This is a genomic window from Streptomyces sp. NPDC002845, assembly GCF_053591955.1.
On record NZ_JBSFUU010000001.1, the window covers coordinates 129,774 to 156,070 of the forward strand.

Annotated in this window: 19 protein-coding genes; 10 read left to right on the forward strand and 9 right to left on the reverse strand. The window is 71.4% G+C overall.

Annotated features, from left to right (window positions below):
* The first annotated feature begins 15 nt into the window (after positions 1-15).
* The 5 genes from ACWD3C_RS00505 to sucD all read left to right on the forward strand — a co-directional run bounded on the left by ACWD3C_RS00505 (position 16) and on the right by sucD (position 7,562).
* Positions 16-1,197 (forward strand): VWA domain-containing protein, encoded by a 1,182-nt coding sequence (locus tag ACWD3C_RS00505; protein WP_451138477.1) that lies wholly within the window; start codon positions 16-18, stop codon positions 1,195-1,197.
* A gap of 671 nt (positions 1,198-1,868) precedes the next feature.
* Positions 1,869-2,594, forward strand: a complete 726-nt coding sequence (locus ACWD3C_RS00510) for a hypothetical protein (protein ID WP_451138479.1) — start codon at positions 1,869-1,871, stop codon at positions 2,592-2,594.
* Positions 2,595-2,944: 350 nt separating this feature from the next.
* Positions 2,945-4,369 carry a hypothetical protein gene (locus tag ACWD3C_RS00515; protein WP_451138481.1) on the forward strand — a complete coding sequence of 475 codons (1,425 nt, stop codon included), beginning with the start codon at positions 2,945-2,947 and terminating at the stop codon, positions 4,367-4,369.
* A gap of 1,107 nt (positions 4,370-5,476) precedes the next feature.
* Complete coding sequence (gene sucC / locus ACWD3C_RS00520) at positions 5,477-6,655, forward strand: ADP-forming succinate--CoA ligase subunit beta (protein ID WP_451138483.1); 1,179 nt, start codon at positions 5,477-5,479, stop codon at positions 6,653-6,655.
* Positions 6,656-6,677: 22 nt separating this feature from the next.
* Positions 6,678-7,562, forward strand: a complete 885-nt coding sequence (gene sucD, locus ACWD3C_RS00525) for a succinate--CoA ligase subunit alpha (protein ID WP_451138485.1) — start codon at positions 6,678-6,680, stop codon at positions 7,560-7,562.
* A gap of 84 nt (positions 7,563-7,646) precedes the next feature.
* On the opposite strand, the gene ACWD3C_RS00530 is transcribed toward sucD, so the two are convergent.
* Positions 7,647-8,597, reverse strand: coding sequence for an RNA polymerase sigma factor (locus ACWD3C_RS00530; RefSeq protein ID WP_451138487.1), 951 nt, complete (start codon positions 8,595-8,597; stop codon positions 7,647-7,649).
* Between the two features lie 45 nt (positions 8,598-8,642).
* Here ACWD3C_RS00530 and ACWD3C_RS00535 point away from each other — a divergent pair, with 45 nt between their 5' ends.
* Positions 8,643-10,427 (forward strand): cell division protein PerM, encoded by a 1,785-nt coding sequence (locus ACWD3C_RS00535; protein WP_451138489.1) that lies wholly within the window; start codon positions 8,643-8,645, stop codon positions 10,425-10,427.
* A gap of 42 nt (positions 10,428-10,469) precedes the next feature.
* Here ACWD3C_RS00535 and ACWD3C_RS00540 read toward each other — a convergent pair whose 3' ends face one another.
* Positions 10,470-11,261: a hypothetical protein gene (locus ACWD3C_RS00540; RefSeq protein WP_451138491.1), complete on the reverse strand. Its 792-nt coding sequence runs from the start codon at positions 11,259-11,261 to the stop codon at positions 10,470-10,472.
* Positions 11,262-11,599: 338 nt separating this feature from the next.
* Here ACWD3C_RS00540 and purN point away from each other — a divergent pair, with 338 nt between their 5' ends.
* Positions 11,600-12,229, forward strand: a complete 630-nt coding sequence (gene purN, locus ACWD3C_RS00545) for a phosphoribosylglycinamide formyltransferase (RefSeq protein ID WP_451138493.1) — start codon at positions 11,600-11,602, stop codon at positions 12,227-12,229.
* Complete coding sequence (gene purH / locus ACWD3C_RS00550; protein ID WP_451138495.1) at positions 12,226-13,791, forward strand: bifunctional phosphoribosylaminoimidazolecarboxamide formyltransferase/IMP cyclohydrolase; 1,566 nt, start codon at positions 12,226-12,228, stop codon at positions 13,789-13,791. The genes purN and purH overlap by 4 nt, the downstream gene beginning before the upstream one ends.
* 116 nt (positions 13,792-13,907) lie before the next feature.
* On the opposite strand, the gene ACWD3C_RS00555 is transcribed toward purH, so the two are convergent.
* From ACWD3C_RS00555 to ACWD3C_RS00585, 7 genes are all read right to left on the reverse strand, one after another.
* Entirely contained in the window at positions 13,908-14,186 is a 279-nt protein-coding gene (locus ACWD3C_RS00555) for a hypothetical protein (protein WP_451138497.1), read from the reverse strand.
* Between the two features lie 254 nt (positions 14,187-14,440).
* Positions 14,441-15,895: a protein kinase domain-containing protein gene (locus tag ACWD3C_RS00560; protein WP_451138499.1), complete on the reverse strand. Its 1,455-nt coding sequence runs from the start codon at positions 15,893-15,895 to the stop codon at positions 14,441-14,443.
* Positions 15,892-16,653, reverse strand: a complete 762-nt coding sequence (locus ACWD3C_RS00565) for an FHA domain-containing protein (RefSeq protein WP_451138501.1) — start codon at positions 16,651-16,653, stop codon at positions 15,892-15,894. The genes ACWD3C_RS00560 and ACWD3C_RS00565 overlap by 4 nt, the downstream gene beginning before the upstream one ends.
* Positions 16,654-16,823: 170 nt before the next feature.
* A complete protein-coding gene (locus ACWD3C_RS00570) occupies positions 16,824-18,788 on the reverse strand; it encodes a protein kinase domain-containing protein (RefSeq protein WP_451138503.1) in 1,965 nt (654 codons plus the stop codon).
* 124 nt (positions 18,789-18,912) lie between these two features.
* Complete coding sequence (locus ACWD3C_RS00575) at positions 18,913-19,332, reverse strand: hypothetical protein (protein WP_451138505.1); 420 nt, start codon at positions 19,330-19,332, stop codon at positions 18,913-18,915.
* 271 nt (positions 19,333-19,603) lie between these two features.
* Entirely contained in the window at positions 19,604-21,493 is a 1,890-nt protein-coding gene (locus ACWD3C_RS00580) for a PhoX family protein (RefSeq protein WP_451138507.1), read from the reverse strand.
* Positions 21,493-23,418 (reverse strand): peptidoglycan recognition protein family protein, encoded by a 1,926-nt coding sequence (locus ACWD3C_RS00585; RefSeq protein WP_451138509.1) that lies wholly within the window; start codon positions 23,416-23,418, stop codon positions 21,493-21,495. Before ACWD3C_RS00585 ends, ACWD3C_RS00580 begins: the two co-directional genes overlap by 1 nt.
* Positions 23,419-23,811: 393 nt before the next feature.
* Between ACWD3C_RS00585 and ACWD3C_RS00590 the strand changes: the two genes are divergently transcribed.
* A complete protein-coding gene (locus ACWD3C_RS00590; RefSeq protein WP_451138511.1) occupies positions 23,812-24,843 on the forward strand; it encodes an ArsR/SmtB family transcription factor in 1,032 nt (343 codons plus the stop codon).
* A gap of 443 nt (positions 24,844-25,286) precedes the next feature.
* Positions 25,287-26,297, forward strand: a complete 1,011-nt coding sequence (locus ACWD3C_RS00595) for an ArsR family transcriptional regulator (RefSeq protein WP_451138513.1) — start codon at positions 25,287-25,289, stop codon at positions 26,295-26,297.

Below are 26,297 nucleotides of genomic sequence, written 5' to 3' on the forward strand. Positions count from 1 at the left end.
CAGTGGGACGGACCGATGAGTACGACGGAAGCGACGAGTGAACCTGCGGTCAGCAGTGAGCGGTTGCGTCGCTGGCGGCTCGTGCTGGGCGGGGACACGGCCGACGGGACCGGGTGTGCGCTGTCCGGGCAGGACGCGGCGATGGACCAGGCGCTGACCGAGCTGTACGGGAAGGGGGACAAGGGGCAGGCGGGGCGGGACCGTTCGGCGGGGCTGGGGGCGTCGGCGCCGTCCGTCGCGCGCTGGCTCGGGGACATCCGGACGTACTTCCCGTCGTCCGTCGTCCAGGTCATGCAGCGGGACGCGATCGACCGGCTCGGGCTGTCCACGCTGCTGCTGGAGCCGGAGATGCTGGAGGCGGTGGAGGCCGACGTGCATCTCGTCGGGACCCTCCTCTCCCTCAACAAGGCAATGCCGGAGACGACGAAGGAGACCGCGCGGGCCGTCGTCCGCAAGGTGGTCGAGGACCTGGAGAAGCGGCTCGCGACGCGCACCCGGGCCACCCTCACCGGAGCCCTCGACCGCAGCGCACGCGTCACCCGCCCCCGCCACCACGACATCGACTGGAACCGCACGATCGCGGCCAACCTCAAGAACTACCTGCCGGAGTACAGGACGGTGGTGCCCGATCGGCTCATCGGGTACGGGCGGGCCTCGCAGTCCGTGAAGAAGGAGGTCGTCCTCTGCATCGACCAGTCGGGCTCGATGGCGGCGTCCGTCGTCTACGCGTCGGTCTTCGGTGCCGTGCTCGCCTCGATGCGGTCCATCAACACCCGGCTCGTCGTCTTCGACACGGCCGTCGTCGACCTCACCGACCAGCTCGACGACCCGGTCGACGTCCTCTTCGGCACCCAGCTCGGCGGCGGCACGGATATCAACAGGGCACTCGCGTACTGCCAGTCGCAGATCACCCGACCCGCGGAGACGGTGGTCGTGCTGATCAGCGACCTGTACGAGGGCGGGATACGCAACGAGATGCTGAAGCGGGTGGCGGCGATGAAGGCGTCGGGGGTGCAGTTCGTGACGCTGCTCGCGCTCTCCGACGAAGGGGCGCCCGCGTACGACCGGGAGCACGCGGCGGCGCTCGCGGGGCTGGGCGCACCGGCGTTCGCCTGTACGCCCGACCTCTTCCCGGAGGTGATGGCGGCGGCGATCGAGAAGAGGCCGCTTCCGATACCGGACACGGCGGTGGGGTGAGGGACGCGAGGAAGGAGAGGGGGAGGAGGGGGAGGGAGTGAGGGGGTGAGGAAGGGGAGCAGGGCAGCAGGGTGCGGAGGACGTGGGAGGTTCAGAGCGGAGGAATTCGGACATGTTTGCCCATCGGTAACAGGGGGCTTGCGCAACCTCGGGAGGGGCGTGCAAGGATCGGCACCTCTTGACGGTCCACGTACAGGATGCCGAGCGGTCGACCCGACCCGCACCGTCCTGTACCACTCCGTACCGCCTTGTTCCGCCGCACGGGAGGAAGCTCCCCGTTGACCCTGCCAGCCGCACTGCCCGGTGCCGGTGCCGGTGCCGCTCTGCGCGTGATGCGTACGGCGGCCAGGCGGCGTGTGCTGTATGTGGTGCTGTTGGTGGGCGGGTTGTTCGTGCTGGGGGTTCTGTGCGGGGAGCGGGCGCAGGCGGTGGAGCGAGCGCCGGCGGTTGTTTCCTCTGTTACCTCCGCTGATTCGTCGTCCACATCCTCGTCTGATTCGTCGTCCGGTTCGGCGCCTATTTCGGCTTCGGTCGAGGAGCTGGGTGTCAAGACGCCGTCGCAGGACGGGGGTTCTGGGGTCTTGGGTGGCTCCGGTTCCGCCGGGAGTTCGGCAGATGCCGGATCGGGGACCTCGTCGAGGGGGAGTGGGGCGCCCGCGGGTGGAGAGCCCGTGCCCGCCAAGCCTGTTGGCCCCGTGAGCGCCGTGGGGGAGACGGTCGGTGGCCTCACGGACGCCGTCGCCGATGTCGCCGAGTCCGTCGGCCATGTCGTGCCGCCGCTCGGTGAGCACGTTGTGGAGCCGGTGACCGACGAGGTTGTGCGCCCGGTCGGGGACCTCGTCGAGACGGTCACCGGTCGGCCGGCGGGGGCGCCTCCGTCGCAGTTCCCGCCGTTCGTGGGGGTTCCGTCCCTGCCGGGGTTGCCAGAAGTTCCCGAGTTGCCGGAAGTCCCCGGGGTGCCGACGCTGCCCGGGTTGCCGACGGAGACGTTGCCGCTGCCGGTCGGTTCGGCGCCGCAGCAGCCGGAGCAGCAGCCGGGCGTGGCGGCGGGACAGGGAGCCCGGGACGACATGGGGCGGTCCGGCGAGCGGGAGGCGGCCAGGGCGTACGGTCCTCGGCTCGCCGACGGCGCCGGGACCGTCGTACAGGAATCGCCGCGCGACCCCGAGGGCGTACGGGCCCCGCACGCGCACGCGCAGCAGCACCCCGGCGGTGATCCGACCGGGATGCTCGACCGTCACTCGGCGGTCGACAACGGTGGGCAGCGGCACGGTGAGCCGCATGCCGTCACCGTCGACCATCAGGCATCGCTGAGCCTTGTGCCCGGCGCCACCGCGGCCGTTGCCGTGGACGGGACCCGGGACAGGCACCGGGACATACCCGAGTTCCCCGGCTAGGCAGCCTGCCCTCCGCCCTCGTCTGCGCCAGATCTGTCGCGCGCGGGGCGGAGCGAGCAGGTCTGCTCGCCGTCCGGGCCGTCCTTCCGATCCCCGGGCGGATGCCAGTGGAGCCGGAGCGGACCGGCACGTCGAGGTCTGTGTCTATGCCGTAGCCCGTGTTCGTGGCCGGCCGGTTCCTGACGCTTCGGGCCGCCGAGCCCGACCGCGATTGTCCGAAGCGGAGTCGGCCGAGGTCAGCGGTGTGCGGCGCACGGCTCCCCAAGTCCCGTAGTCCAAGAGATCCAAGAGATCCAAGAAATCCCAGAGGATTTGACGTACGCATGAACAAGAACATTCGCCGTTCCATCGTGATAGCCGCCGGGGTCACCGGCGCGTGGGCGCTCGGTTCGAGCGTGGCCAGTGCGGATGAGTTGCCCGCGTCGTCCGTGACGGTGCCTGATGTGACGGTCGACACCGAGGACACGCTCGGCGGGGTTGTGGAGGGTGTTGACGCCTCCGGCACGGTTCAGGGCGGGGTAGCCGACGCCCGGACCGTGGTCGCGGGCACCGTGGCTCCGACGAAGGAGGTGGCCACCACGGTCACCACGGCCGCTATGCGCGGCCAGGGCGGCCAGAGCGGCCAGGTCGGTGCGGTGGCCGAGGTCGGTGACCAGGCTCGCCGTTATGCGGACGCCGAGGTTCCGCAGGTCTCGCATCTGTCCAAGAAGGCTGTGGCCGGTACCGCTGAGGTCGCGGTCGAGGCGCAGGCCGGCGCCACGGCGGACGTGCGGGCGGCGGTTGCCGATGTCAGTACTCCCGAGGACGAGATCGACTACTTGTTCGGTCCGCTCGCGGCCTTCGCTCCTGGGCTGGAGGAGGCGCTCGCTGCCGCGCAGACCCGGCTGCATGGGGCGCAGCGCACGGTCGGTGCGGCTCGGGGTGGCGTCGGGGGCGCCGTTGCCGCTGTGCCGGGGCATGTTGGCGGGACGGTCGAGGGTGTGCCGGGTGTTGTTGCTCCTGTCGTTGATGAGACCGGGAGCGCCGTCGTGCCGCCGGTTGTCGGCAGTGCGGTCGACGGGGGCACGCCGGTCGCGGGGCAGGCCGTGGGCAACGCCGGTGTGCTCGTCGATGGGGCCGTTGTGGGGGCGCAGGGCCTCGCGTACGGCGTCGCGGGGGATGCCGGGGTGCTTGCGCGGCAGGTCGGGGCCGATGTTCCGCCGTACGCGACCGGTGTGGTGGGGCAGGCGGTCGACGACGCCGCTGCTGCTGTTCTGCCGCCTGTCGTCAGTGCCGCCGTCGACGGTGTTGTGCCGGTTGCCGGGCAGGCGGTCGTGGATGCGGGGGCGTTCGCGTACGGGGTTGCGGGGGATGTGCGGCCGTTCGCGCAGGTGGTGGTGGGTGAGGTTCCGTCGCTGGCCACGGGGGTGGTCGGGGAGCGGGTCGGGCCGTTTGCGCAGGAGGTTGTCGGGGAGGACGTGCAGCCGTTCGCTTCCGGGACGGTTGGGGTCGTGCAGCCGGTCGTGGAGGCGGTCGTCGGGTACGTGCAGCCCGTTGCGGAGGGGGTCGGGGGGAGTGTCGAGGGGTTGGCGTACGGCGTGAGTGAGGATGTGCGGCCGTTCGCGTACGGCGTTGTCGGTGATGTTGCTCCGGTGGCGGAACGGGGTGGGTTCTTCGCGGAGGATCTCGGCGGCACTGTCCAGGGGGGCGGTGGGTCGGTGGTTGGGAACGCCGTGGCCGGGGGTGAGGGTGTGGCCGGGGCGGTTACGCCGGGTTATCTCCAGCGGCGGGGCTGACGGGGGCGATGGGGCTGACGGATCTCCGTTGTTGTGAGGCGTTGTGTGTCGTGCGGCGGCGGGTGATCGGTGGACGACTCCGTCGGGGGAGCCTGGGCGGTCGAAAGCCGTCGGCTGTGACCGGCTGAATCCCGGCGGGTGTCAGGCGGGCGGTCCTCATTGGGGTGGGGGCCGCCCGTCCCGGGGCCCTTCAATGCCATTGGAGGGCTTTCGAGGGGCCTCACCGGGCCGACCCCAGCCTGGTGAGGCCCCGTTCCGGCTTGGGGGGTGTGCGGGTGTTGTTTTCGCCCCCGCCGCCCCTACCCGTCCCATCCCCAGGGGCTGCCGCCCCTTCGACCCCGCCTGGGGGCTGCGCCCCCGGACCTGCTGGGCGTGGGTGGGCCGGTTGCGGGTGGGTGGGGGTTTCTGTGGGTCGGCCTGAACGGCCTCGTCCTTAAGTGCCGGACGGGCTGGGGGTGTCTGGGGTGGGTTGGGGTGGTGCGGGCTGGTGGGTGGTGGGTCGGCCTGAACGGCCTCGTCCTCAAGCGTCGGACGGGCTGGGGGTGTCTGGGGTGGGTTGGGATGGTGCGGGCCGGTGGGTGGTGGGTCGGCCCTGCGGCCTCGTCCTCAAGCGCCGGCTGGAGGGGGCTGGGGTGGGTTGGAGGAGTGCGGCTGGGTGGGTGTGGGTCGGCCTGAACGGCCTCGTCCTCCAGCGCCGGACCGGCTGGAGGGGGCTGGGGTCGGCTGGAAGGTGCTGTTGGGTGGCCGGGGCGTAAGAGGCAGGCTGGAGCGTTCTGGGTGTTCTGGGTGTTCTAGGTGTTCTAGGTGTTCTGGGCGTGAGGTGAGTGTGAGGCAGGTGTGAGGTGGGCGCGTGGGGCGGGCGGCTCGGAGTCCCCATTGCTGCCCGGCAGGGGGTCCTGGACGGGGATCTGTGACCGTTATCACCGCTCAGGTGTGATCTGCGATTTAGAGGGTCACCCCAGGCGGCGATAACCTGCGAGACGGACATGCCGCGCGCTCGGACACCGTGTGCGCCTCCCTTGTGACAGACGGCGAACGTCACGTTGCCCTTCGCGGCACGCCCACGCATCCAACGAACCGCGAGATCACTGATAGGGACGGAAGCGCGTGGACCTGTTCGAGTACCAGGCGAGGGACCTCTTCGCCAAGCACGGTGTACCGGTGCTGGCCGGTGAAGTCATCGACACGCCTGAGGGGGCGCGCGCGGCGACCGAGCGTCTTGGCGGCAAGTCCGTCGTCAAGGCCCAGGTCAAGGTCGGTGGCCGTGGCAAGGCCGGTGGCGTGAAGCTGGCGGCCACCCCGGACGAGGCCGTCGCGCGCGCGACGGACATCCTCGGCATGGACATCAAGGGCCACACGGTCCACAAGGTGATGATCGCCGAGACGGCTCCGGAGATCGTCGAGGAGTACTACGTCTCCTTCCTCCTCGACCGTGCCAACCGCACGTTCCTCTCCATCGCCTCCGTCGAGGGCGGCGTGGAGATCGAGGAAGTGGCGGCCACCCGCCCGGAGGCCGTCGCCAAGACGCCGATCGACGCCAATGCGGGCGTCACCCCGGAGAAGGCCCGCGAGATCGTCGAGGCCGCGAAGTTCCCGGCCGAGGTCGCCGACAAGGTCGCCGACGTGCTGGTCACCCTGTGGAAGACCTTCATCGCCGAGGACGCCCTCCTCGTCGAGGTCAACCCGCTGGCCAAGGTCGCCTCCGGTGACATCCTCGCCCTCGACGGCAAGGTCTCCCTGGACGAGAACGCCGAGTTCCGTCAGCCGGAGCACGAGGCTCTCGCGGACAAGGAGTCGGCCAACCCGCTGGAGGCCGCCGCCAAGGCGAAGAACCTCAACTACGTCAAGCTCGACGGCGAGGTCGGCATCATCGGCAACGGCGCGGGGCTCGTCATGAGCACTCTGGACGTCGTCGCGTACGCCGGTGAGGCCCACGGCGGCGTGAAGCCTGCCAACTTCCTCGACATCGGCGGCGGCGCCTCGGCCGCCGTCATGGCGAACGGCCTGGAGATCATCCTCGGCGACCCGGACGTCAAGTCCGTCTTCGTCAACGTCTTCGGCGGCATCACCGCCTGCGACGAGGTCGCCAACGGCATCGTGCAGGCGTTGCAGCTGCTCGCCGACCGCGGCGAGGAAGTCACCAAGCCGCTGGTCGTGCGTCTCGACGGCAACAACGCCGAGCTGGGTCGCAAGATCCTCTCCGACGCCAACCACCCGCTGGTGCAGCGCGTGGACACCATGGACGGCGCGGCCGACAAGGCCGCCGAGCTGGCCGCGGCCAAGTAAGGGACGAGGGAAAACCACAGCCATGGCTATCTTCCTCAACAAGGACTCCAAGGTCATCGTCCAGGGCATGACCGGTGCCACGGGCATGAAGCACACCAAGCTCATGCTGGCCGACGGCACGAACATCGTCGGTGGCGTGAACCCGCGCAAGGCCGGCCAGTCGGTCGACATCGACGGCAACGAGATCCCGGTCTTCGGCACGGTCGCCGAGGCCATGGAGAAGACGGGCGCCAACGTATCCGTCCTCTTCGTGCCGCCGGCCTTCTCCAAGGCCGCCGTCGTCGAGGCGATCGACGCCGAGATCCCGCTCGCGGTCGTCATCACCGAGGGCATCGCGGTCCACGACTCCGCCGCGTTCTACGCGTACGCCGTGGAGAGGGGCAACAAGACCCGGATCATCGGCCCCAACTGCCCGGGTCTCATCACCCCCGGCCAGTCGAACGCCGGCATCATCCCCGGTGACATCACGAAGCCGGGCCGCATCGGTCTCGTCTCGAAGTCCGGCACGCTGACGTACCAGATGATGTACGAGTTGCGTGACATCGGCTTCTCGTCGGCCGTCGGTATCGGTGGTGACCCGGTCATCGGTACGACGCACATCGACGCGCTCGCCGCGTTCGAGGCCGACCCCGACACCGATCTGATCGTGATGATCGGTGAGATCGGTGGCGACGCGGAGGAGCGGGCCGCGGCGTTCATCAAGGAGAACGTGACCAAGCCGGTCGTCGGCTATGTCGCGGGCTTCACCGCGCCCGAGGGCAAGACCATGGGGCACGCGGGTGCCATCGTCTCCGGTTCGTCCGGTACGGCCGCCGCCAAGAAGGAGGCCCTGGAGGCTGCCGGCGTCAAGGTGGGCAAGACGCCCACCGAGACGGCCAAGCTCGCGCGCGAGATCCTGGGCGGCTGAGTGGCTGCCGCCGCTTAGCCGAGCGCTTCTGCGGGCCCGTACCCCTGGTGGGTGCGGGCCCGCCGGCGTGTGCGGGGCCGCGGCTCAGCGGGGTTCCGGGGAGAGTCGCTCCGGGCCGTTCGCGGTCTCGGACCTGAGCTTGGCGCGGAGCTCCAGCTGGTCGGCGGAGAGCGGGCCCGGGGCTGCCCTCGGTGGGACTCCCCGGACCGGGGCGCCCGGGGCCACCGGGGGCTCGTAGCGGTCCGGGGCGGTGCGGAGGGTGAGAGCGGTGGTGGTGAGGAGGACGACGGTGAAGGCGATGGCGGCGTGGGTCCAGTGGCGGGCCCGGCGTTCGCCGATGGCGCGTACGGTGGCCGGTTTCGCGACGGGCAGAGGCTTGTCGCCCGCGGCCTCCGTCAGGTGGCGGTGCAGTTCGTCGGGGTCCGCCAGGTCGGGGAGGCGGGCGGCCACGGCCTCGCGGGCGTGGAGGAGGCGGTGGGCCGTCGCGGGGGTGCTCGCCTCCGTTTCGGCGGCCGTTTCGGGGAGGCCGAGGCCGACGCCGTCGTACAGGAGCAGCGTGCGGCGGTATGTGGGGGGCAGTTTCAGGAGTACGTCCAGGAGGGCGCCGTTCGCTGCGGAGCGGCCGCGGCCGCGGCGGGGGCGGAGCCGTTGCCAGGGGGAGAGCGCGTACTCGTGGGCGGCCGCCCGCACCCACCCCGCCGGGTCCCGGTCGACGGCCACCTCGGGCCAGCGGTGCCAGGCGAGCTGGAAGGCGCGCTCCACGGAGTCGCGGGCCAGTTCGCGCCGTCCGGTGAGCAGATAGGTCTGCCGTACGAGGGCGGGGGCGCAGAACGCGTACAGGGCGTCGAAGGCCTGAGCGGGGGTCAGGGGCGGGGGCGTGGGCGGGGACACCGGTTCGGCCCCGGACAGTGGTCCTTCCCACCACTCCGAACCGGCGGACTCGGTGGACTTGGCGGACTCGGTGGAGCTGTGTGCCTGCGTCACAGGGCTGTCCCTCGTACGGAAAACCACATAAGCGCATATTGAACGACACATCCGCGATTCCTCTGTTACGCCGAGAAAGCGCGTGTCGTTGGGAGCATGGCCGTCGTGAAGCACTCGATCGACTCGTCCGGCCCGATGACCGATTCATCCGGCTCCACCAAGTCCACCAGGTCCACCAGGTTCGCCGCCTCCGTCGCCCCCACTCCACGCGGGCTTCCCGGCCTGGGCGCGAGCCTGCTCGGTGGGGCCGTCGCGGCGGGGCTCGGACTCGGGGCGTGTGCCGTGCTGGTGATGGTGCTGTGGATCAGTTCGCCGTATCCGGACAGCGGGCCGGGCGGGGCGCTGCATGTGGCGGCCGCGCTGTGGCTCCTGTCCCACGGCGTGGAACTCGTCCGCACCGACACCCTCTCCGGCCTCCCCGCCCCGGTCGGCCTCACCCCGCTGCTCCTGCTCGTCCTGCCGGTGTGGCTGTTGCACCGGGCGGGTCGCGACGCCGCGTACGACTCCACGGTGGCGCCCCGTACGGCGTGGGCGGGCGTCGTCGTGGGGTACATGACGGTCGGCGGAGCGGTCGCGCTGTACGCCTCGGGCGGCGCGTTGCGGCCTTCCTGGGTGTGGGCGGGGGTGTGCGTGCCGCTCGTGGGGGCGCTCGCGGCGGGAGCCGGGGTGTGGACGGCTTACGGGCGCCCCTGGGGACCCATGCCCCCGCTGCTCGGCGGCACCGTGGAGCCGGAGGCGCGCCGACGGCTGCTGACCGCCGCGCGGGCCGCGGGCGCCGGGACGGCCGTGCTGGTCGGCGGGGGCGCTGCGATGGTGGCCGTGTCCCTGGTGTGGCACGGCGGGGCGGCCCGCGACTCCGTCCTCCAGGTCACGGAGGTGTGGTCGGGGCGGTTCGCCGTACTGCTCCTCTGTCTCGCCCTGCTGCCGAACGCGGCGGTGTGGGGCGCCTCCTACGCGCTCGGCCCCGGCTTCACCCTGGGCCTCGGCCATACGACCACCCCCCTGCTCGCGCCCACGGCCTCCGCCTCCCTCCTCCCGCCCTTCCCCCTGCTGGCGGCGGTACCGGAGGGGAACACGCCCCTGCTGTTCACCACCGGTGTCGTGCCACTGGCGGCCGGGGTCACCCTGGGCCGGTTCACGGCGACCCGGGCCGCCACGGAAAGCGGGGGCGGGCACGAGCCCTGGTCCGCCGGCCGCACGGCCACCACGGCGGCCCTCGCCTCCGTGCTGTGCGGCGCGACGCTGGCCCTGCTCGCCGTTCTGGCCGGAGGCCCGCTCGGTGTCGCCGCGCTGGCGCACGTCGGGCCGGTGTGGTGGCAGGTGGGGGGTGCGACGGCGGCCTGGACGGCGGTGTTCGGGATTCCCACCGCCCTGGGGGTACGGGCCTGGGGGCTCCGGAAGCGGAAGGAGCAGAGGGAGCGGAAGGAACAGAGGGCGCAGAGGGAGCAGAGAAAACGGCGAGAACGGCGAGGACAGCGAGAACGCGGGCCCTGGTTCCGCCGGCCCCGGCTGCGCGAGCCACGCACGGGCAAGCCGCGGAACCCGGAAGCGGACGCGCACCGGACATCAGCCCCTCAACCAAAGGCGCCCGAGCCAAAGGCACCCGAGCCGCAGGCCCCCGGCACGGCCGAACACCCCGACGCCGACCCGGCCACCACCCCGACAACCGCCCCGACAACCGCCCCGATCACCGACCCCACCATCGAGCCGTACGACTTTCTCCCCACCGACAGCCCCCGAACCCCCGACAGGCCCGGAACCCCCGACAGCCCCGGCACCCCCCACGCATCACAGCCCTGGCTCGACTGGCACGACGAGACCTCCCGCGAAGCCCGCTGGTCGGCCCTCAAACAGGCGTCCAACCCGGACGAGCCCAAGTGAGCAGCCCCCGAGTAAGCAGCCCCAAGTAAGCAACCGCGCCCCTCAGTCCGCCCCCACCAACGGGTGCAGCTCCTCAGGCACGAGATCCTTGCAGGACTCCTTCGACGCGGTGGTCAGCGCGTCGTTCACGCAGGTGTAGTAGTCGCGGTAGACGAACTGGAGCGTGAAGGTCGCGGCGACCATCGTGAGGGCCAGGGAGGCGGTCACCAGGCCGCTGATCGCCGCCGTCCGCTGGGGACGGCCGGGGGAGTCGGGGGCCGGGGCGTCCGGGTCCTGGGTGCGGGGCTTGGCGCGCAGGGAACTGGCGCCCCAGTACACGGCCAGCGCGCCGAGCAGCAGGGCCACGTACGGCCAGCTGAACAGCGCGAAGAAGAAGGCCCACATGCCGCCCAGCAGCGCGAAGCGCGCGCGCCGCTGGGCAGGGTCCCTCGGGTCCCAGCGCAGCCCGGCACCGGGACCGCCGGAGCCGTCCGGCCCGCCCTGTCCACCGGAACCACCGGGGCCGCCCTGGCCACCGGGCCGCTCACCGAACCCGCCGTCCGTGGCCCGGCCGGGCTGCCGGTCGCTCCACTGGCGGCCCCACGGCGAACGGCCGCGGCCGTTCTCGTCGTCCTGACCGCCGTCGGAGGGCTCCGTGGGCCGCCGCGGCTGCCACGGCCGGTCCGGTGTCCCCTCGGGCGGGGGCGCGAAGGGGTTGTCGTCCGTCGGCGCCTGCGCACCACCACCGTCACCGGCCCCCTTCTCGGGCACGTCCTCGCCCTCCCGTGGCGGCGTGGGCGAAGGACGCCGCTCGCGCAGCAGGAGCGGAGGGAGTCGGAGACTGCGGTCCGGCATCAGGTGTGCGTCTTCCCCTTGGTTGTTCTCGCGGGCAACGGAACGTTCTTCAATACGTTCTTCAATGTCTGTACTCGTACCCGTCCCTGTTCAACGTCCCGCGCACGCAAGGCGTTCCCCGTGCTGAACGGCGTTCCCCGGACGGATGCTTCCCAGACGGTACCTTCCGGCCACGCCCCCGTCCCGTGGGGGCCGCCCGGTGTGCCGGTATCGTTGCTGACGGTCGACCGCTTCGTAGACTTCCCCGTATCCGGGGGCGTGAAGCATTCGTACGAACGTACATACAGGCGCCGTGCCCGGCCGACCGTACAGACGCTCCCCCGAGAAAGGGCCCCACCGTGGCCGCCAAGCCCGTGGCCAAGCGCCTTGTCGTGCTGGTCTCCGGATCCGGCACGAACCTCCAGGCGCTCCTCGACGCCATCGCGACGACCGGCCCCGAGGCCTACGGAGCCGAGATCGTGGCCGTCGGAGCGGACCGTGAGGGCATCGAGGGTCTCGCGCGGGCCGAGCGTGCCGGACTGCCGACCTTCGTCCGGAAGGTGAAGGACTACGGCAGCCGGGAGGAGTGGGACGCGGCGCTCGCCGAGGCCGTCGCCGCGTACGAGCCGGACCTCGTCGTGTCGGCCGGGTTCATGAAGATCGTGGGCAAGGCGTTCCTGGCCCGGTTCGGCGGGCGGCTCGTGAACACGCACCCCGCCCTGCTCCCCAGTTTCCCCGGGGCCCACGGCGTCCGTGACGCCCTCGCCTACGGCGCGAAGGTCACCGGCTGCACCGTCCACTTCGTCGACGACGGCGTCGACACCGGGCCGATCATCGCTCAGGGCGTGGTGGAGGTCCGGGACGAGGACGACGAGAGCGCTCTGCACGAGCGCATCAAGGAAGTCGAGCGAAGGCTGCTCGTCGATGTCGTGGGGCGGCTCGCCCGCAACGGCTATCGCATTGAGGGACGAAAGGTAGTAATCCAGTGACCGCCACCGCCGACAGCAACAAGCGGGCCATTCGACGGGCGCTCGTCAGCGTCTACGACAAGACGGGCCTCGAAGACCTCGCGCGCGGGCTGCACGAGGCGGGCGTCGAGCTGGTGTCCACCGGCTCCACGGCCGGCCGTATCGCCTCCGCCGGAGTCCCTGTCACCAAGGTCGAGGAACTCACCGGCTTCCCCGAGTGCCTGGACGGCCGGGTCAAGACCCTGCACCCCAAGGTCCACGCGGGCATCCTCGCCGACCTGCGCCTGGAGGACCACCAGCGGCAGCTGGCGGACCTCGGCGTCGAGCCGTTCGACCTGGTCGTGGTCAACCTCTACCCGTTCGAGCAGACCGTCGCCTCCGGCGCCTCGCCCGACGAGTGCGTCGAGCAGATCGACATCGGCGGCCCTTCGATGGTGCGCGCCGCCGCCAAGAACCACCCGTCCGTGGCCGTGGTCGTCGACCCCGCCCGGTACGCGGACGTGCTGGCGGCCGTCACCGACGGCGGCTTCACCCTCGCCGAGCGCAAGCGGCTGGCCCGCGACGCCTTCCGGCACACCGCCGCGTACGACGTGGCCGTCGCCGCCTGGTTCGCGGACGAGTACGCCGGTGACGGGGAGGACTTCCCCGAGTTCATCGGCGTGACGTACGAGCGCAAGCAGGTGCTGCGCTACGGCGAGAACCCGCACCAGGCTGCCGCCCTTTACACGGGCGGCTGCGGTGGCCTGGCCGAGGCCGAGCAGCTGCACGGCAAGGAGATGTCGTACAACAACTACGTGGACACGGACGCCGCGCGCCGTGCCGCGTACGACCACGACGGGCCCGCTGTCGCGATCATCAAGCACGCCAACCCGTGCGGCATCGCCGTCGGGGCCGACATCGCCGAGGCCCACCGTAAGGCGCACGCCTGCGACCCGCTGTCGGCGTTCGGCGGTGTGATCGCCGCCAACCGGCCCGTGTCGGTGGCCATGGCCGAGCAGGTCGCCGAGATCTTCACCGAGGTCGTCGTCGCCCCCGACTACGAGGAGGGCGCGCTGGAGGTCCTCGCCCGCAAGAAGAACGTCCGCGTGCTGCGCTGCCCCGAGGCACCGCAGGCGCCCGCCGAGTTCAGGCCGATCGACGGTGGCGGTCTGGCCCAGGTGACGGACGTCTTCCAGGCCGAGGGCGACGACCCGGCGAACTGGACCCTCGCCACGGGCGAGGCCCTGTCCGACGGCGAACTGGCCGAGCTGGCCTTCGCCTGGAAGGCCTGCCGTGCCGTCAAGTCCAACGCGATCCTGCTCGCCAAGGACGGTGCCTCGGTCGGCGTCGGCATGGGCCAGGTCAACCGGGTCGACTCCGCCAAGCTCGCCGTCGAGCGGGCCGGCGCCGAGCGTGCCCGGGGTGCGTACGCCGCGTCCGACGCGTTCTTCCCCTTCCCCGACGGCCTGGAGATCCTCACCGCGGCCGGGGTCAAGGCCGTGGTCCAGCCGGGCGGTTCGGTTCGTGACGAACTGGTCGTCGAGGCCGCGAAGAAGGCGGGCGTGACGATGTACTTCACGGGGACGCGGCACTTCTTCCACTGAGGTTCCACTGAGTCGACGTACGCCTGAGTCGACGTACGCCTGAGTCGACGTACGCCTGAGTCGACGTACGCCAGGGGCGCGCCGTGGCCAACGGCGCGCCCCTCGCTCGCTCCTGGTCAGCGCTTCGCGCAGTGGTTCTGCGCACGCTGCAGTGCGCGGACGTGGCTGCCCTGGGCGCCCTGGCTCATTTCGCAGGTGGTGTTGGTACCGCTGACGGTGGGCAACTGGATGTGGGTACTGGACGTCTTCCAGATCGCGACCATGCCCGTGCGGGACGCGGCGGCCGCGCCGAACTCCGCCTGGGCCGAGGACGTCGCGGCGGCGGCCGGGACGGTGAGCCCCGGGCCGGAGAGCATCAGGACGGCGGCACCCAGCGATGTCAGCCAGAGCTTCATCGGTTCCTCGGCTTCCTCTCGAAACACGGCTGTCTTCTGGCGCGTTCCACTGTTTGCTGTGCGGTGTGTGCCCAGCCGTGCCGTTGCGCTTGAGTGCAAATGCCGCGCTCAACAGGGGAGAGCGGGGTGCTCCGAATCCGCCCCGGCGTCGCCGATGGGCTCAGGTGAGCAGGTTGGAGCAGCTGTTCACCCAGCGGTGGCACGCTTCATTCCGCTGCCGCCCGTACGAGGCCGTACCGCGAGGGGAGGCCCGGTCAGCAGTTCTCCGCCCATATGTGGGACATCGGGCGGACGGGTGCGGGCAGGGTGAGTTTCGTGCCGACCTCGACACAGCCCTGCCGGTCACGCAGGGCGCGCTTCGCGTAGTGGATGACATGCACGAAGGTCTCGCCCGTGTCGGTGTCATGGCCGTTGTTGAAGACGGACCGTGCGTCCGTACGGCCCGCCCAGCCGCAACTGTGCTCCCCTTTCGCCCAGTCGTTGTCGTCACCCACCCAGGCGCACATGTCGCCCTGGCCGTCCGGCTCGGTGAAGAAGCAGACGAAGCCCGGGGAGCAGCGGTCGTACCCGGTGGGGGGCGAGGTGTCGGCAGGGGGCGATGAGGAGTGGACGGCGGTGGGGGAGACGTCGGCGGCGGTGTCCGCCCGCAGCCCCGCCCCCGGCTCCGGTGATTCGCCGTCGCCCGCCAGGGCGCTGACGCCGAAGCCGAGGGCCGCGAGCAGTGCCGTCACCGTGGTGGAGGCCAGCAGGACGTGCCTCCGTGAGCGAGGACGGAGCCTCGGCAGGCGGGGCGAGCGGGCGGTGCCGGCGGCCTGGGTCACGCGGCGCAGGAGGGAGGCCGTGTCGTGGGCGGCGCGCTCCTCGTGCGTGGGGGCGAGGCAGTCGGTGATGATCTGCCGCCAGACGGACGGGAGTTCGGGGCTCAGGCGCAGTTCCTCGGTGCCGCGGGCGTAGCGCACCGCCGCGTCCCTGCGGGCGGCCGGGGTGGCGCCGGGCAGCGGGTGGGCGCCGGTGAGGGCGAGGTGGGCGAGGACGCCGAAGGCCCAGACGTCGGCGCTGGGGCGGATGCGCATGCCGTGTACGCCGATGTCGGACCAGAGCAGGTCGGGCGGGGTGTAGTCGGGCGTGGCGAAGGCGGCGGAGTAGGCGTGGGTGCCGTCGAGTTCGGCGGCGCTGTTGAAGTCGGCGAGGCGGACCGTGCCGTCGTCCATGAGCAGGACGTTGGCGGGCTTGAGGTCGCCGTGCACCCAGCCGGCCCGGTGCAGCTGGTGCAGTCCCTCGCAGACCTGGGCGAGCAGCGGTGACAGCGATGACGCGGAATCGGGCGGCGCCGGGTGCCGGGGCAGCAGCGCGTCGAGTGAGCCGCGCGCCCGCTCCAGTACGAGGACGGTGGCGCCGTCGAGCGCGGGGTGGCCGGAGTCGTCGACGACGAGAGCCTCGTACATACGGATGAGACGCGGCGAGCGCAGCCGCTTGAGCAGGTCCACCTCCCGTTCGGCCAAGTCGCGCAGGTGGGCGAGCTGTCGGGGGGTGTGGGTGCCGGTGGGCAGGAACTTCAGGGCCGCCCACCGCGGCAGTTCGCCGTCCCCGGAGGTGTTGCGGGCCGCGTAGACGGTGCCGAAGGCGCCTGAGGCGATCGGCTCACGGATCTCCCAGCGGCCGACCCGGTAACCGGCCGGCACCTGGACGGCGTACGGCCGGCCGGTCACGACGCCACCTCGTCGCGATCGGCGGCGAGCACGCCCAGGTCGTCCTCCCGTACGAGGTCGAAGCGGAGCGCGAGCTGGATCAGGGACTCCTTCTTGCCGTTGAGGCGGGGGCCCGGGTCGGCCGTGGTGGTGGGGTCGGGCTTCAGCCGCAGCTTGACCGACAGGTAGTCGATGTTCCACTGCACGGCGGCCCGGTTCGCCGTCGGCCAGGTCGGGCGGAGGCGCTCCACCAGCGCGTCGGCGGTGAGCGGCGGGGTGTGCGGCGCGCCGCGCAGACGGGGTTCGCACAGGGCGGCCAGCACGGCGAAGTACCGCTTGGTGCGGTCCATCGAGAACGCCGGTGCCGTGGTCATACCGGGCAGGTGGTGGTCGTCGGGCCCGTCGGTGTCGAGGATCTCGTGGCGCGGTGCCCAGACGTCGAAGCCGAGCAGATCGCCCGCGGCGGGCAGCACCACCCGGGAGAACTCGAACGGAATGGGGGCGTCCAGCCGACCCGGCACCACCTTGATGTGCTCGCCCGAGCCCTCCGGGTTCTCCACCACGTACGTCTGACGGGCGCTGAGGTTGCTGAGCATCCAGAACGCACCCTGCGCGGTGATCTCACCGGCGGCGCGTGACACCCCCTCATGGGCGATCGTCAGACCGCCGCCCGGCACGCTCCTGACACTCCTGCCGAACACGAGCTTGTCGCCGGGCGCGAGCCTGCTGTGGTCCTCGGTGCCGCGCGCGTCCGGTGGCACCACGATGACGCTGTACATGGAGGTCCCCCTTCTCCGTGCCTCTGTGCCGCTGTGCCTCCGTGGTCGGCTCCGTTCTGGACAGCCACCCCGGACCCTCCCAGACGACGGTCAGGGTAAGTGGCGGGGCAGCGGGAAATTCCACCTTTTGAGCGGCGAGTCGTGGCCTTCGCACGAGCGACCGCCCTGCGTCATGTCGTGTGGCGCAGCGCGGCCCAGGTGTTGGGACCCACCTTGCCGTCGACCTCCAGCCCCTTGTCGCTCTGGAACAGCCTGACCGCGGACAGGGTGTCGTCACCGAACTGGCCGTCCACCCCCGCGCGGCCGACGCTGTAGCCGCGGTTGGTGAGCATGCACTGCACCTGGACGACGCGCTGGTTCTTGTCGCCGTAGGTGGTGAGTTCGGTGCCGGAGTAGTACGTGCACTGGGAGATCCACGGCGGTGTGGCGGGCTTTGTCGCGGTCTTGGTGGGGGCCGGGGTGGGATTGGTGCCCCCGCCGCCGCCACCTCCTCCGCTGCTGCTTCCCCCGCCGGCGGACGTGGTGGTCGCGGCGCCGTCGGGCGTGGGCCGTGTGCCGCCCGCGCTGCCGCCGGATCCCGACGAACCGTCGCTGTCGTTCTCCTCCTCGTCCGCCTCGTTCTCCTGCTCGTCCTCCTCCTCCTCGTTCTCCTGTGCGTCCTTCTCCTTGCTGGCGGACGGGGAGGGTGACTTCGAGGAGCCGGGCAGGGGCGCGGCCGCTCCGTCGTCGGCGGTGGAGTCGGTCTCGACGGCCGTCGGTACGGAGGCGGAGGTGGTGTCCTCCTGGTCGCCCGTGCGGGTGAGCAGGAAGGCGCTCACGGCCACGGCGCACACGGCGAGGCCCGCGGCGACGGCGAGATAGGTCTTCCCGCGCTTGCGTCCTCCGCCTCCGCCTCCGCCGCTCCGGCCTTGCTCGCCGACCTCGGGAGCGGGAGCGGGAGTGGGGGCGGGAGCGGGAGCGGGCGCACCGTACTGCCCGGGTGGTGTCGATGAACCGTGCTGGCTGAACTGGCCGTGCTGGGCCTGCTGGTTGTACTGGCCGTACTGGCCGTGGACGTACTGGCCCGGCGGCGGCGTCGGCGGGCCGAAGGCGGGGCCGGGGGCCGGGGCGGCCACGCGCTCGGTGGGGGTGCGGAAGTGGCCCGTCTGCTGGGCGGTGGCGCGTTCCAGTACCTCGCAGCCCTCCTGCCGGGTGTGCAGCCGGGAGCTCAGAGGTTCCTGCCACGAGGGTGTACGGCCGTGCCCCGCGGCCGCGGCCGTCTCGATCAGCTGTTGCGGGGTGGGCCGCCAGGCGGGGTCCTTGGCGAGACAGGCGGCCAGCAGCCCGGCCAGCGCCGGGTCCAGCGCCGAGAGCTGGGACATGATCTCGGGCTTGGGCTCCTCGAACGCGACGCGGTGCATCACGTCCACGCCGGTCCCGTCGCCGAACGGGGCGTGCCCGGTGGCGGCGTAGATGAGCGTGCCGGCGAGCGAGAACACGTCGGAGGCGGTGTCGCAGCGGCCGTCCCGCAGATACTCGGGCGACATGAACGCCGGGGTGCCGACCCGGCTCCCGGTGCTGGTGATCGCGCTGCTGTCCACGGCCTGCGAGATGCCGAAGTCGATGACGTGCGCGCCCTGGAGAGTCAGGATCACGTTGGACGGCTTGAGGTCACGGTGGACGACCCCGGCCGTGGACAGCGCCGACAGGGCCTGCCCGAGCTCCCCCACCAGCCGCCACGCCCCGGCTGCCTCCAGCGGGCCGCACTCGCGTACGGCGTCGGCGAGGTTGAGGCCGGGCAGGTACTGCGTGGCCATCCACAGCACCGCGTCCTCGAACCCGGTGCCCAGCAGATGCGGAGCGTGCGGCGTACGGACCCGCCCCTGCACGGCGGCCTCCCGCTCGAACCGCCGCCGGAACTCGGGGTCCTCCGCGTATTCCGGCCGGATCACCTTCACCGCGGCGAGCCCCGGGCCGTCGTCGGCCGGGCGGGCCAGGTAGACCCGGCCCATGCCGCCGCTGCCGAGGCGGCCGAGCGGCACGTAGGGGCCTATGTGCGCCGGGTCGGCGGACTGCAGCGGGGTCGCGCCCGCCTGCCGCAGCGCGGCGTCACCGGACGCCTGCGAGTACGGCGACTGGGGCCGCTGGTCTGACATGAGTTCCTCTGGTGTTCCTGTGCCTGTTCCTGCACTTGTTTCCCGCACTTGTTCCCGCGGCTTGCTGCCTCTTCCTCAACAAGCCCGTGCGTCACGCTGGTTGACGCCGAGGGACTCAAGGAGGCTATCGCGCCGGGCCGGGGGCGTGGCCCGGATGCGGAGGGAACGGGGCGGGGCCGCCATACGGGTGCACGGCGGGAGCGGGAGCGGGAGCGGGGGCGGGGGCGGGGGACACCTGCGGTGCCGGGGTGCGGCGGGCGCCGCCGACGGAGACGGCCGCGGCGCCGATCATCAGCCCGAGCCCGGCGAGCGCGGAGACCAGCACTTCGTCGGTGCCGTGCTGGCTGAACGTGGCGCCCTGGTCCTCGCAGGTCTCCTCGGGCCGGGGCCGCTCCGCGGTCCCCGTGTTCACTGTCGTGCACTCATAGCGGAAGTCGATCACGCTCCGCCATGTGTTGCCGGAGGCACCGTCGAGCGCGTAGGCGAACATGCCCAACCCGCCGAGCAGGAACAGGATCTGGAAGGTGCGGGTGATGGGATGCATGTGCGTGAACTCCACCCGGGGAAGGGCTTTCGCCCTTGTCGGTCGTGCGGTTGGTGTCGTGCCGGACAGGCCGGTCCGGCGACGAGGAGGGGAGAAGCGGGAACGGGACGGGCTGTGGTGAGCGCGGGAAACCGTGATGCTCACCACAGCCACGCACATGAGGACGACCACGCCCTGCTCGTGGCCGTCCCCATCAGCCGTACCGACTCCCCCCGGGGTCGGCACGGGGCCATGATGGTGGACGGGAGGGGCGAGAGGTACCTGAAACTTTTCAGGGTCGCCCGAGTGCGGTGTCCCCGGTCTGGGCCTGGCCCCCGGCCGGGGTGCGGCGGACGGCCACGGTGGCGGAACGGGGGCGGCCGTCCGCCCTGCGGTCCGGCCAGTTGCCGACCGCGCGGGGGTTTTCGGCGTCCGGGGTGCCCCAGCGGGTGGTGCGTTCGCCGGGGTGCTGGATGTTGACGAACAGGGTCCGGCCGTCCGGTGTGGCGGTGACGCCGGTGACCTCGGCGCCGCGCGGGGCGGTGAGGAAGCGGCGGACCGTCCCGGTGGTGGTGTCGGCGGCCAGCAGGGCGTTGTTCCCGGCGGCCCGGTGGGCGGCGGACGGGCCGTTCAGCGCGTGGCCGGAGACGCCGGTGGAGATCCAGAGGGTTCCGTCGGCGCCGAACCACAGGCCCTTGGGCGCCGCGAACGCGCCGTCGGACGTCAGCCGAGGGTCACCGGCGGCGAGGAACTCCTCCCAGCGGAACGAGCCCGCCCCCGCGCCCTGTTCGAGGTCCTCGCGCCAGCGGATGACACGACCGTACGGGTCGGCCTGCCCGTCGCACCCCTTCGGGGACCGCGCGTCGGCCGCCGCACCGCCCGTGCAGGTGGAGCCGCCGGTGCTGTTGGCGAGGGCCAGGTACACGTCTCCGTCCGGGCCGACGGCGACCCGCTCGGGACGCCCCAGCGGGGTGGCGCCGAGGGCGTCCGCGGCGAGCCGGGCCCGTACGAGGACGTCGGCCTGGTCGCGCCAGCCTGCCGCCTCGGTGAGCGGGCCCTCGCCGTGCCGGAGCGGCAGCCACTCGCCGGCGCCGTCCGGGGAGATCCTGGCCACGTAGAGGGTGCCGTGGTCCAGAGGGCTCCTGCCCACCGCCCGCAGCCTGCGCCAACTGCCGGCGCTGACGTACTTGTAGAGGTACTCCCCGTCCTCGGCGTCCGAGCTGTACACCACGACCCGCCCGGCGGCCTCGGTGACCGTGGCGCTGCCGTGCATGAAGCGCCCGAGGGCGGTGCGCTTGACGGGGACGGAGGACGGGTCGCGGGGGTCGAACTCGACGACCCAGCCGAAGTCCTCCGGCCGGGCCTGCGCCGAGGCCAGGTCGAAGCGCGGCTCGGTGCGGTGCCAGGGGTGGCCGAAGCCGGTGGCGGACAGGCCGTAGCGCACGTGCGCCTCGCGGCGCCGCCAGGTGGAGTCGTCCGTGCCGAAGAAGGCGTTGAAGTTCTCCTCGGCGGCCAGGTAGGTGCCCCAGGGGGTGACCCCGTGACCGCTGCACGCCAGCACGCCGCGCGGTTCGCCCGCCACGGTCACGGGCCCGGAGAACCGCACCGGAGTGTCACCCGTGATCCTCCGGTTGCGGGCCGAGTCCACGGCCTGCCAACCGCCGCCGGACTCCCGTACCGCGACCACGGAGACGCCCTGCGCGGCGAGCGCCTTGTCGGCCCCGCCGCCCAGCAGGGCCGGGTCGGAGGTCTCGTGATTGATCACCAGCAGCCCGTGACGGCTGCCCGCGCTGCCTTCCGCCGAGGGGAAGAACTGAACGCCGTGGTGGTGGCTGCCGACCTGCCGTGCCTGCTCGGCCGCCGAGTTGCCGCCGTCCGCCCGCCAGCGCGGCCCGGCCGCGCGCAGCGCCAGGCCCCACGGGGCGAGGACGTCCGCGGTGAACCCGGCGGGGACCGTGACGGTGTCCGCCTCGTTCGCCGCCACCGCCGTGAAGTCCGACGGGCCGAGGGCGACGCCGCCGGACCGTCTGGGCGGTGTGCCGGCGGCGGACAGCGCGGAGGCTCCGGAGGCGCCGAGGCCCAGCAGCCCGGCGGCCGCCAGGGCGCCGCCGGTGAGCACGCCACGGCGGTTCATGCCGGTCGTCGGAGAGTGCGTGGTGTTCGTCGTGGTGTCGTCGCGCATCAGAACTTCCCCCGGTTGAGAGCGGTCTGCAGGGCCCTGGTCGTGCCCGCTCCCCAGTCGCCGTCGACGGTGAGCCCGGCTCCGATCATGCTGTTGAGGTGCCGTTGCAGGGCCTTCACCGTGGCCGGCCCGATGTCGCCGTCCACGATCAGGTTGGCGTCGGCCCAGGTGTTCAGGTGGTGCTGCAGGGCGCGCTTGGACTCCGGTCCCCACGCGCCGTCGGCGGTGACACCGATGGCCTGCTGGGTCGCGGAGATGGTCCTCGGGCCGAACACGCCGTCCACCGTCAGGCGGGAACCGTCGGAGTAATGACCGTAGGCCGCTTCGGTGTTGGGCCCCCACAAGCCGTCGGCGGTGACGCCCACCTTGGCCTGGAGCCACTTGACTCCGGCTTCGGTTTTCGGTCCGAAGATGCCGTCGACGTCCAGTGCGGGGCTGTAGCCGAGGTCGTTCACGGCACTCTGCTGGGAGGTGACCGAACGGATCGTCGTCAGCCCGCCGTTGGAGTACGGTGCGCTCCCGCCCGTGTAGTCGTTGTACGCGGCTTCCGTGGCCGGTCCCCACAAGCCGTCGGCCGTGGTGCCGACCTTGGCCTGGAGCCACTTGACTCCGGCTTCGGTTTTCGGTCCGAAGATGCCGTCGACGTCCAGCGCGGGCGTGTAGCCGAGACCGTTCACGGCACTCTGCTGAGAGGCGACCGTCCGGATCGAGGTCAGGCCGCGGGAGCTGGTGCCGGTGCCGATGTACGCCCGGTACGCGGCCTCCGTGTTCGGCCCCCAGATGCCGTCCGCTGTGGTGCCGACCTTGGTCTGGAGCCACTTGACTCCGGCTTCGGTCTTCGGTCCGAAGATGCCGTCGACGTCCAGCGCGGGCGTGTAGCCGAGACCGTTGACGGCCTCCTGCTGCGATGCGACCGACCGCATATAGCCACCGCCGGTCGAGCCGCTGCCACCACCTATCACGTCCACCAGGCCGTCCACCGGCATACCATCCCGCACCCACGACCGCAGGTCGCCGCCCGGACACGCGGTGGAGCCCAGGGCACTGTGGTACGTCGTGGCCAGGGTCTTGCCGACGACGTCGTTCGTCTTCCGGTACAGGCTGCGGATCGCCCTTTTCGCCGCCACCGTGGCATCACCGTCACGGCCGATGAAACACACCGCGATGTGCGTCCTGTTGTAACCGCTGGTGTGCGCGCCCTCGTTGTCCCAGCCGCGCCCCTCGTAGATCCGGCCGCCCTGGTCCACCAGGAAGTTGTAGCCGATGTCCCACCAGCCCTTCGTGTCCATGTGGTAGTTCTGGATCGCCCGTACGGTCTGGTTGGGATTGGCCGCGGAGTAATGGACCACGAAGCCCGTGCGCTCCGAATTCGGCACCTTCGCCACGTCGCGGGGCGAGCGTGCTCCCCAGTTCGACCGGGAGATGATCTTCAGCCTCGGGTCCTTCGGGACCGGCTTCTCGCCCCCGCCGCTCCCGTACGTCGTGGGGTCGATGTCGGACCCGCGCTGCGCGTACTCGATCAGGTTCCTGCCCGGACACTTGGTGTCCCAGCCGCCCGCGCTGTGCGGGAGGATCAGGTTCCCGGCCTCCTTGTCGTTCGCGAGTTCGTACCGCAGGTGGAAGATGAGGTTTCTCATCGAGGTCAGCATCGCGGTCGTCGGCTTGTCCGGAACGCCCAGCATTCCCTGAATCGAGTAGAAGCAGGTGTTCCGGCCGAGCTCGCGACCGCCCACATTGATGGTGGCGCCGCCGTTGGCTTCGCCGCGTTCATAGCCCCGGCCTTCGTAGACGGTGCCGTGCGGGCAGACAAGGAAGTTGTAATAGATGTCCCCGGAATCCCGCCAATGATTTGGGAATATCCTCGTCGCTATTCTCTTGCGGCAGTCGGTTTCCGAGTTCGGCGAGAACGAATTACTGCTTCCCATGTAGTGAATGAAAACGCCGCCCTCATACGGCGACCACGGCCTGCGGGACGGAACCGGAGACCCGCTGTATCGCGCGATGAAAGTGCTGGCGGGGCGGGTCGGATCAGACATGTTGTGAGAGATGTACTGGGCCCATGTGGACCGCTTCTCGATGGTGACGGATGCCATCTGCGGGGATCACCGCTTTCTCTGGTGTGGCCAAGGTGTTCACCGGTGCGGCGAGCGAGTTCGCGTCGCCCCTCGGGGCCGGGCCGGGACAGGAGACGACCGGACGGCGGCGATCCGCGCTCCCCTCGCGGCACTCGACGGGCGCGCCCCATGGTTGCCCAGACCGACGCACCGGTCCATACTGTTGCGGCTGACCGCAAAGGCCCAGTTCACCGGGGGAGATTGATGCTGCGCATCCACTTCACCGAGGTCGACCTGGCCAGAACGAGGCTGGCCGACGGGCCGGACCCGCTCTGGGAGCTCGCCGGGAGCATGCACCGCCTTCAGTCTCGACGGGGCCGCTGGGCCTTTGCCCAGTGGTACGACACGGCACGCCACGAATTGCGGGAACAGGGCCTGGAGCGGCCCATCAGCACCCAGCTCATGCCGTTGTATTCGAGGGGTGTGTATTTTCCGGACTTCCTGACGCCTGTTCAAGCGGCAGACGGCCTGAAGAGTGGAATCGAGGCGATCCTCGAAGCTCATCCCCGCCGGATAGCGGCGGAGATCGGCCAGCTCTCCCGGAGCGGAGCCGAACCCCCACGATGGACTGCGGAACTCCCCAGCAAACAGGGGCGGCAGGAACTCGCGCGGATGCTGCGCACCTATCACACGGCGGTCATCGAGCCGCACTGGGAGCGGATACAGGCCCGGATCGAGGCCGAGCGCACGGTGCGCTTTCGCGCTCTCATGACGGGCGGCGTGGAGGGAATGCTCGCCGACCTCGGCCCCACGATGCGCTGGGAGAGCCCTGTCCTGTACGTCAAGTACCCGGCGGAGGACCGGGACCTGCACCTGAACGGCCGCGGTCTGCGACTCGTTCCGTCCTATTTCTCCTGGGGCGCTCCGGTGAGCTTCGCCGACCCGGACCTGCAACCGGTCCTCTGCTACCCGGTTTTCCAGGAACCGCCCGCTTCGGCCTTCCCCGCCGACGACGGTTCGCCGGGAAAGGCCCTCACCGCCCTTCTCGGACAAGCCCGAGCCGCTGTTCTGCGGACCGCGGCGAGCGGCGCCACGACGGGTGAGATGGCCCGTGCCATCGGTGTCTCCGCGTCCTCCGCCAGCAGACACGCCACCGTGCTGCGTGACGCCGGCCTGATCACCAGCAGCCGGCACGGCGCGAGTGTGCTCCACACGCTGACACCGGTGGGTGCCTCCGTGCTGCGGGCCGCCGCGCGCCGAGCCCGGGAGCGGGCGACCGACGCGCAGCAGGAGTGAAGACGGCGGCTGCGCCCCGGTGAGGGAGAGCCTGCCGCCGGGGAAAGTGCGGGCTGCGGCCCCCATGGACGGGCGCCGCAGCCGACGTACTGGAGAGAGGGCGGGGCTCGGTCAGAGCCGAACGCACTTGTAGGAGCCGCCGCGGCTGAACTCCTACCTGAGGTGGGCGCGCCGTCTTCATCTCCCCTCGTTTCATGTGGCGTGGTGCTGGTCGGCCTACGTCACTGCGCCCGGAAGCGGGTGCCCTGCGCCACGAGGTGATGCGCGGAAACCTCGAATCTTTCAGGAGCGCGGCCGCGGGCATGGCACGTATGGTCTGGGACGTACGTTCTGGGACGTACCTCTCAAGTACGGCCGACGAGATCCACTGTTGTTGATCGATGCCGCGTCCGACCACACTGTTGCGGCTGAGCGCAAAAGCTGAGTTCATCGGGGGAAACGAGATGCTCCGCGTCCATTTCAGTGATGTCGATCTGGCCAGGACCCGGGTGTCCGCCGTGCCGGATCCGCTCTGGGAGATCACTGCCAGCCTGCACCGCCTCCAGACCCGGCAGGGTCGTTGGGCGTACGCGGACTGGTACCGCACCACCCGCCGGCGGTTGCGGGACAGCGGGCTGGAATGTGCCCTGCGCAGCGTGCTGTTGCCGCTGTTCCCGAGGGCGGCCTACTTCCCGGACTTCCTGACGCCGGTCCAGACCGCCGACGGGCTCGACGCGGGGCTGGAGGCCGTCCTGGCCACGCCGCCGGGCCGGGTGCTGGCGGAGATGACGATCCTCGACCGGGTCGTGGGAGCGCCCGCGTGGGCGTCGCGGCTCACCGAGCTCTCGACTCGCCGGGAGCTGGTGCGGGTGCTGCGCGCGTATCACGAGACCGCCATCGCTCCGTACGAGGACCGGACCCAGGCCCGTGTCGAGGCGGAACGGGCGCTGCGGTGCCGCACGCTGATGGACGGCGGGGTGGAGGGAATGCTCTCCGGACTCGGCCCCACCATGCGCTGGGAACGCCCCGTACTGCACGTCGACTACCACCCCTCCGTGGACCGCGACCTGTACCTGGACGGACGCGGAATGCTGTTCGTGCCGTCGTACTTCAACTGGCAACGGCCGGTCACCCTCGCCGACCCGGCACTACCGCCGGTCCTGATCTACCCACTGCTCCACGAGCCGTCCGCCCCGGACGCCGACACCACCGGATCGTTGACGGCCCTGTTCGGCCGTGCCCGCGCCGCGGCTCTGTGCGCCGCGTCGGCCGGGGCCACGACCGGTGAGATCGCCCGTGCGGCGGGGGTGGCCGCGTCCTCCGCCAGTCGTCATGCCATGGCGTTGCGGGACGCGGGCCTGATCACCAGCCACCGGCACGGAGCGACCGTCCTGCACACCCTCACGCCGGCCGGAGCGTCCGTAATCCGGGCCGCCACACGAACCCCCGACGGCGAGGGGCGCGCTGCCGTGTAG

Bases quoted from the DNA above. Each gene is read 5' to 3' on its own strand.
- ACWD3C_RS00505 (WP_451138477.1), top strand. From the start codon at position 16: ATGAGTACGACGGAAGCGACGAGTGAACCTGCGGTCAGCAGTGAGCGG.
- sucD (WP_451138485.1), top strand. From the start codon at position 6,678: ATGGCTATCTTCCTCAACAAGGACTCCAAGGTCATCGTCCAGGGCATG.
- ACWD3C_RS00530 (WP_451138487.1), bottom strand. From the start codon at position 8,597: ATGTGTCGTTCAATATGCGCTTATGTGGTTTTCCGTACGAGGGACAGC.
- ACWD3C_RS00535 (WP_451138489.1), top strand. From the start codon at position 8,643: ATGGCCGTCGTGAAGCACTCGATCGACTCGTCCGGCCCGATGACCGAT.
- ACWD3C_RS00540 (WP_451138491.1), bottom strand. From the start codon at position 11,261: ATGCCGGACCGCAGTCTCCGACTCCCTCCGCTCCTGCTGCGCGAGCGG.
- ACWD3C_RS00555 (WP_451138497.1), bottom strand. From the start codon at position 14,186: ATGAAGCTCTGGCTGACATCGCTGGGTGCCGCCGTCCTGATGCTCTCC.
- ACWD3C_RS00565 (WP_451138501.1), bottom strand. From the start codon at position 16,653: ATGTACAGCGTCATCGTGGTGCCACCGGACGCGCGCGGCACCGAGGAC.
- ACWD3C_RS00570 (WP_451138503.1), bottom strand. From the start codon at position 18,788: ATGTCAGACCAGCGGCCCCAGTCGCCGTACTCGCAGGCGTCCGGTGAC.
- ACWD3C_RS00575 (WP_451138505.1), bottom strand. From the start codon at position 19,332: ATGCATCCCATCACCCGCACCTTCCAGATCCTGTTCCTGCTCGGCGGG.
- ACWD3C_RS00580 (WP_451138507.1), bottom strand. From the start codon at position 21,493: ATGCGCGACGACACCACGACGAACACCACGCACTCTCCGACGACCGGC.
- ACWD3C_RS00585 (WP_451138509.1), bottom strand. From the start codon at position 23,418: ATGGGAAGCAGTAATTCGTTCTCGCCGAACTCGGAAACCGACTGCCGC.
- ACWD3C_RS00590 (WP_451138511.1), top strand. From the start codon at position 23,812: ATGCTGCGCATCCACTTCACCGAGGTCGACCTGGCCAGAACGAGGCTG.
- ACWD3C_RS00595 (WP_451138513.1), top strand. From the start codon at position 25,287: ATGCTCCGCGTCCATTTCAGTGATGTCGATCTGGCCAGGACCCGGGTG.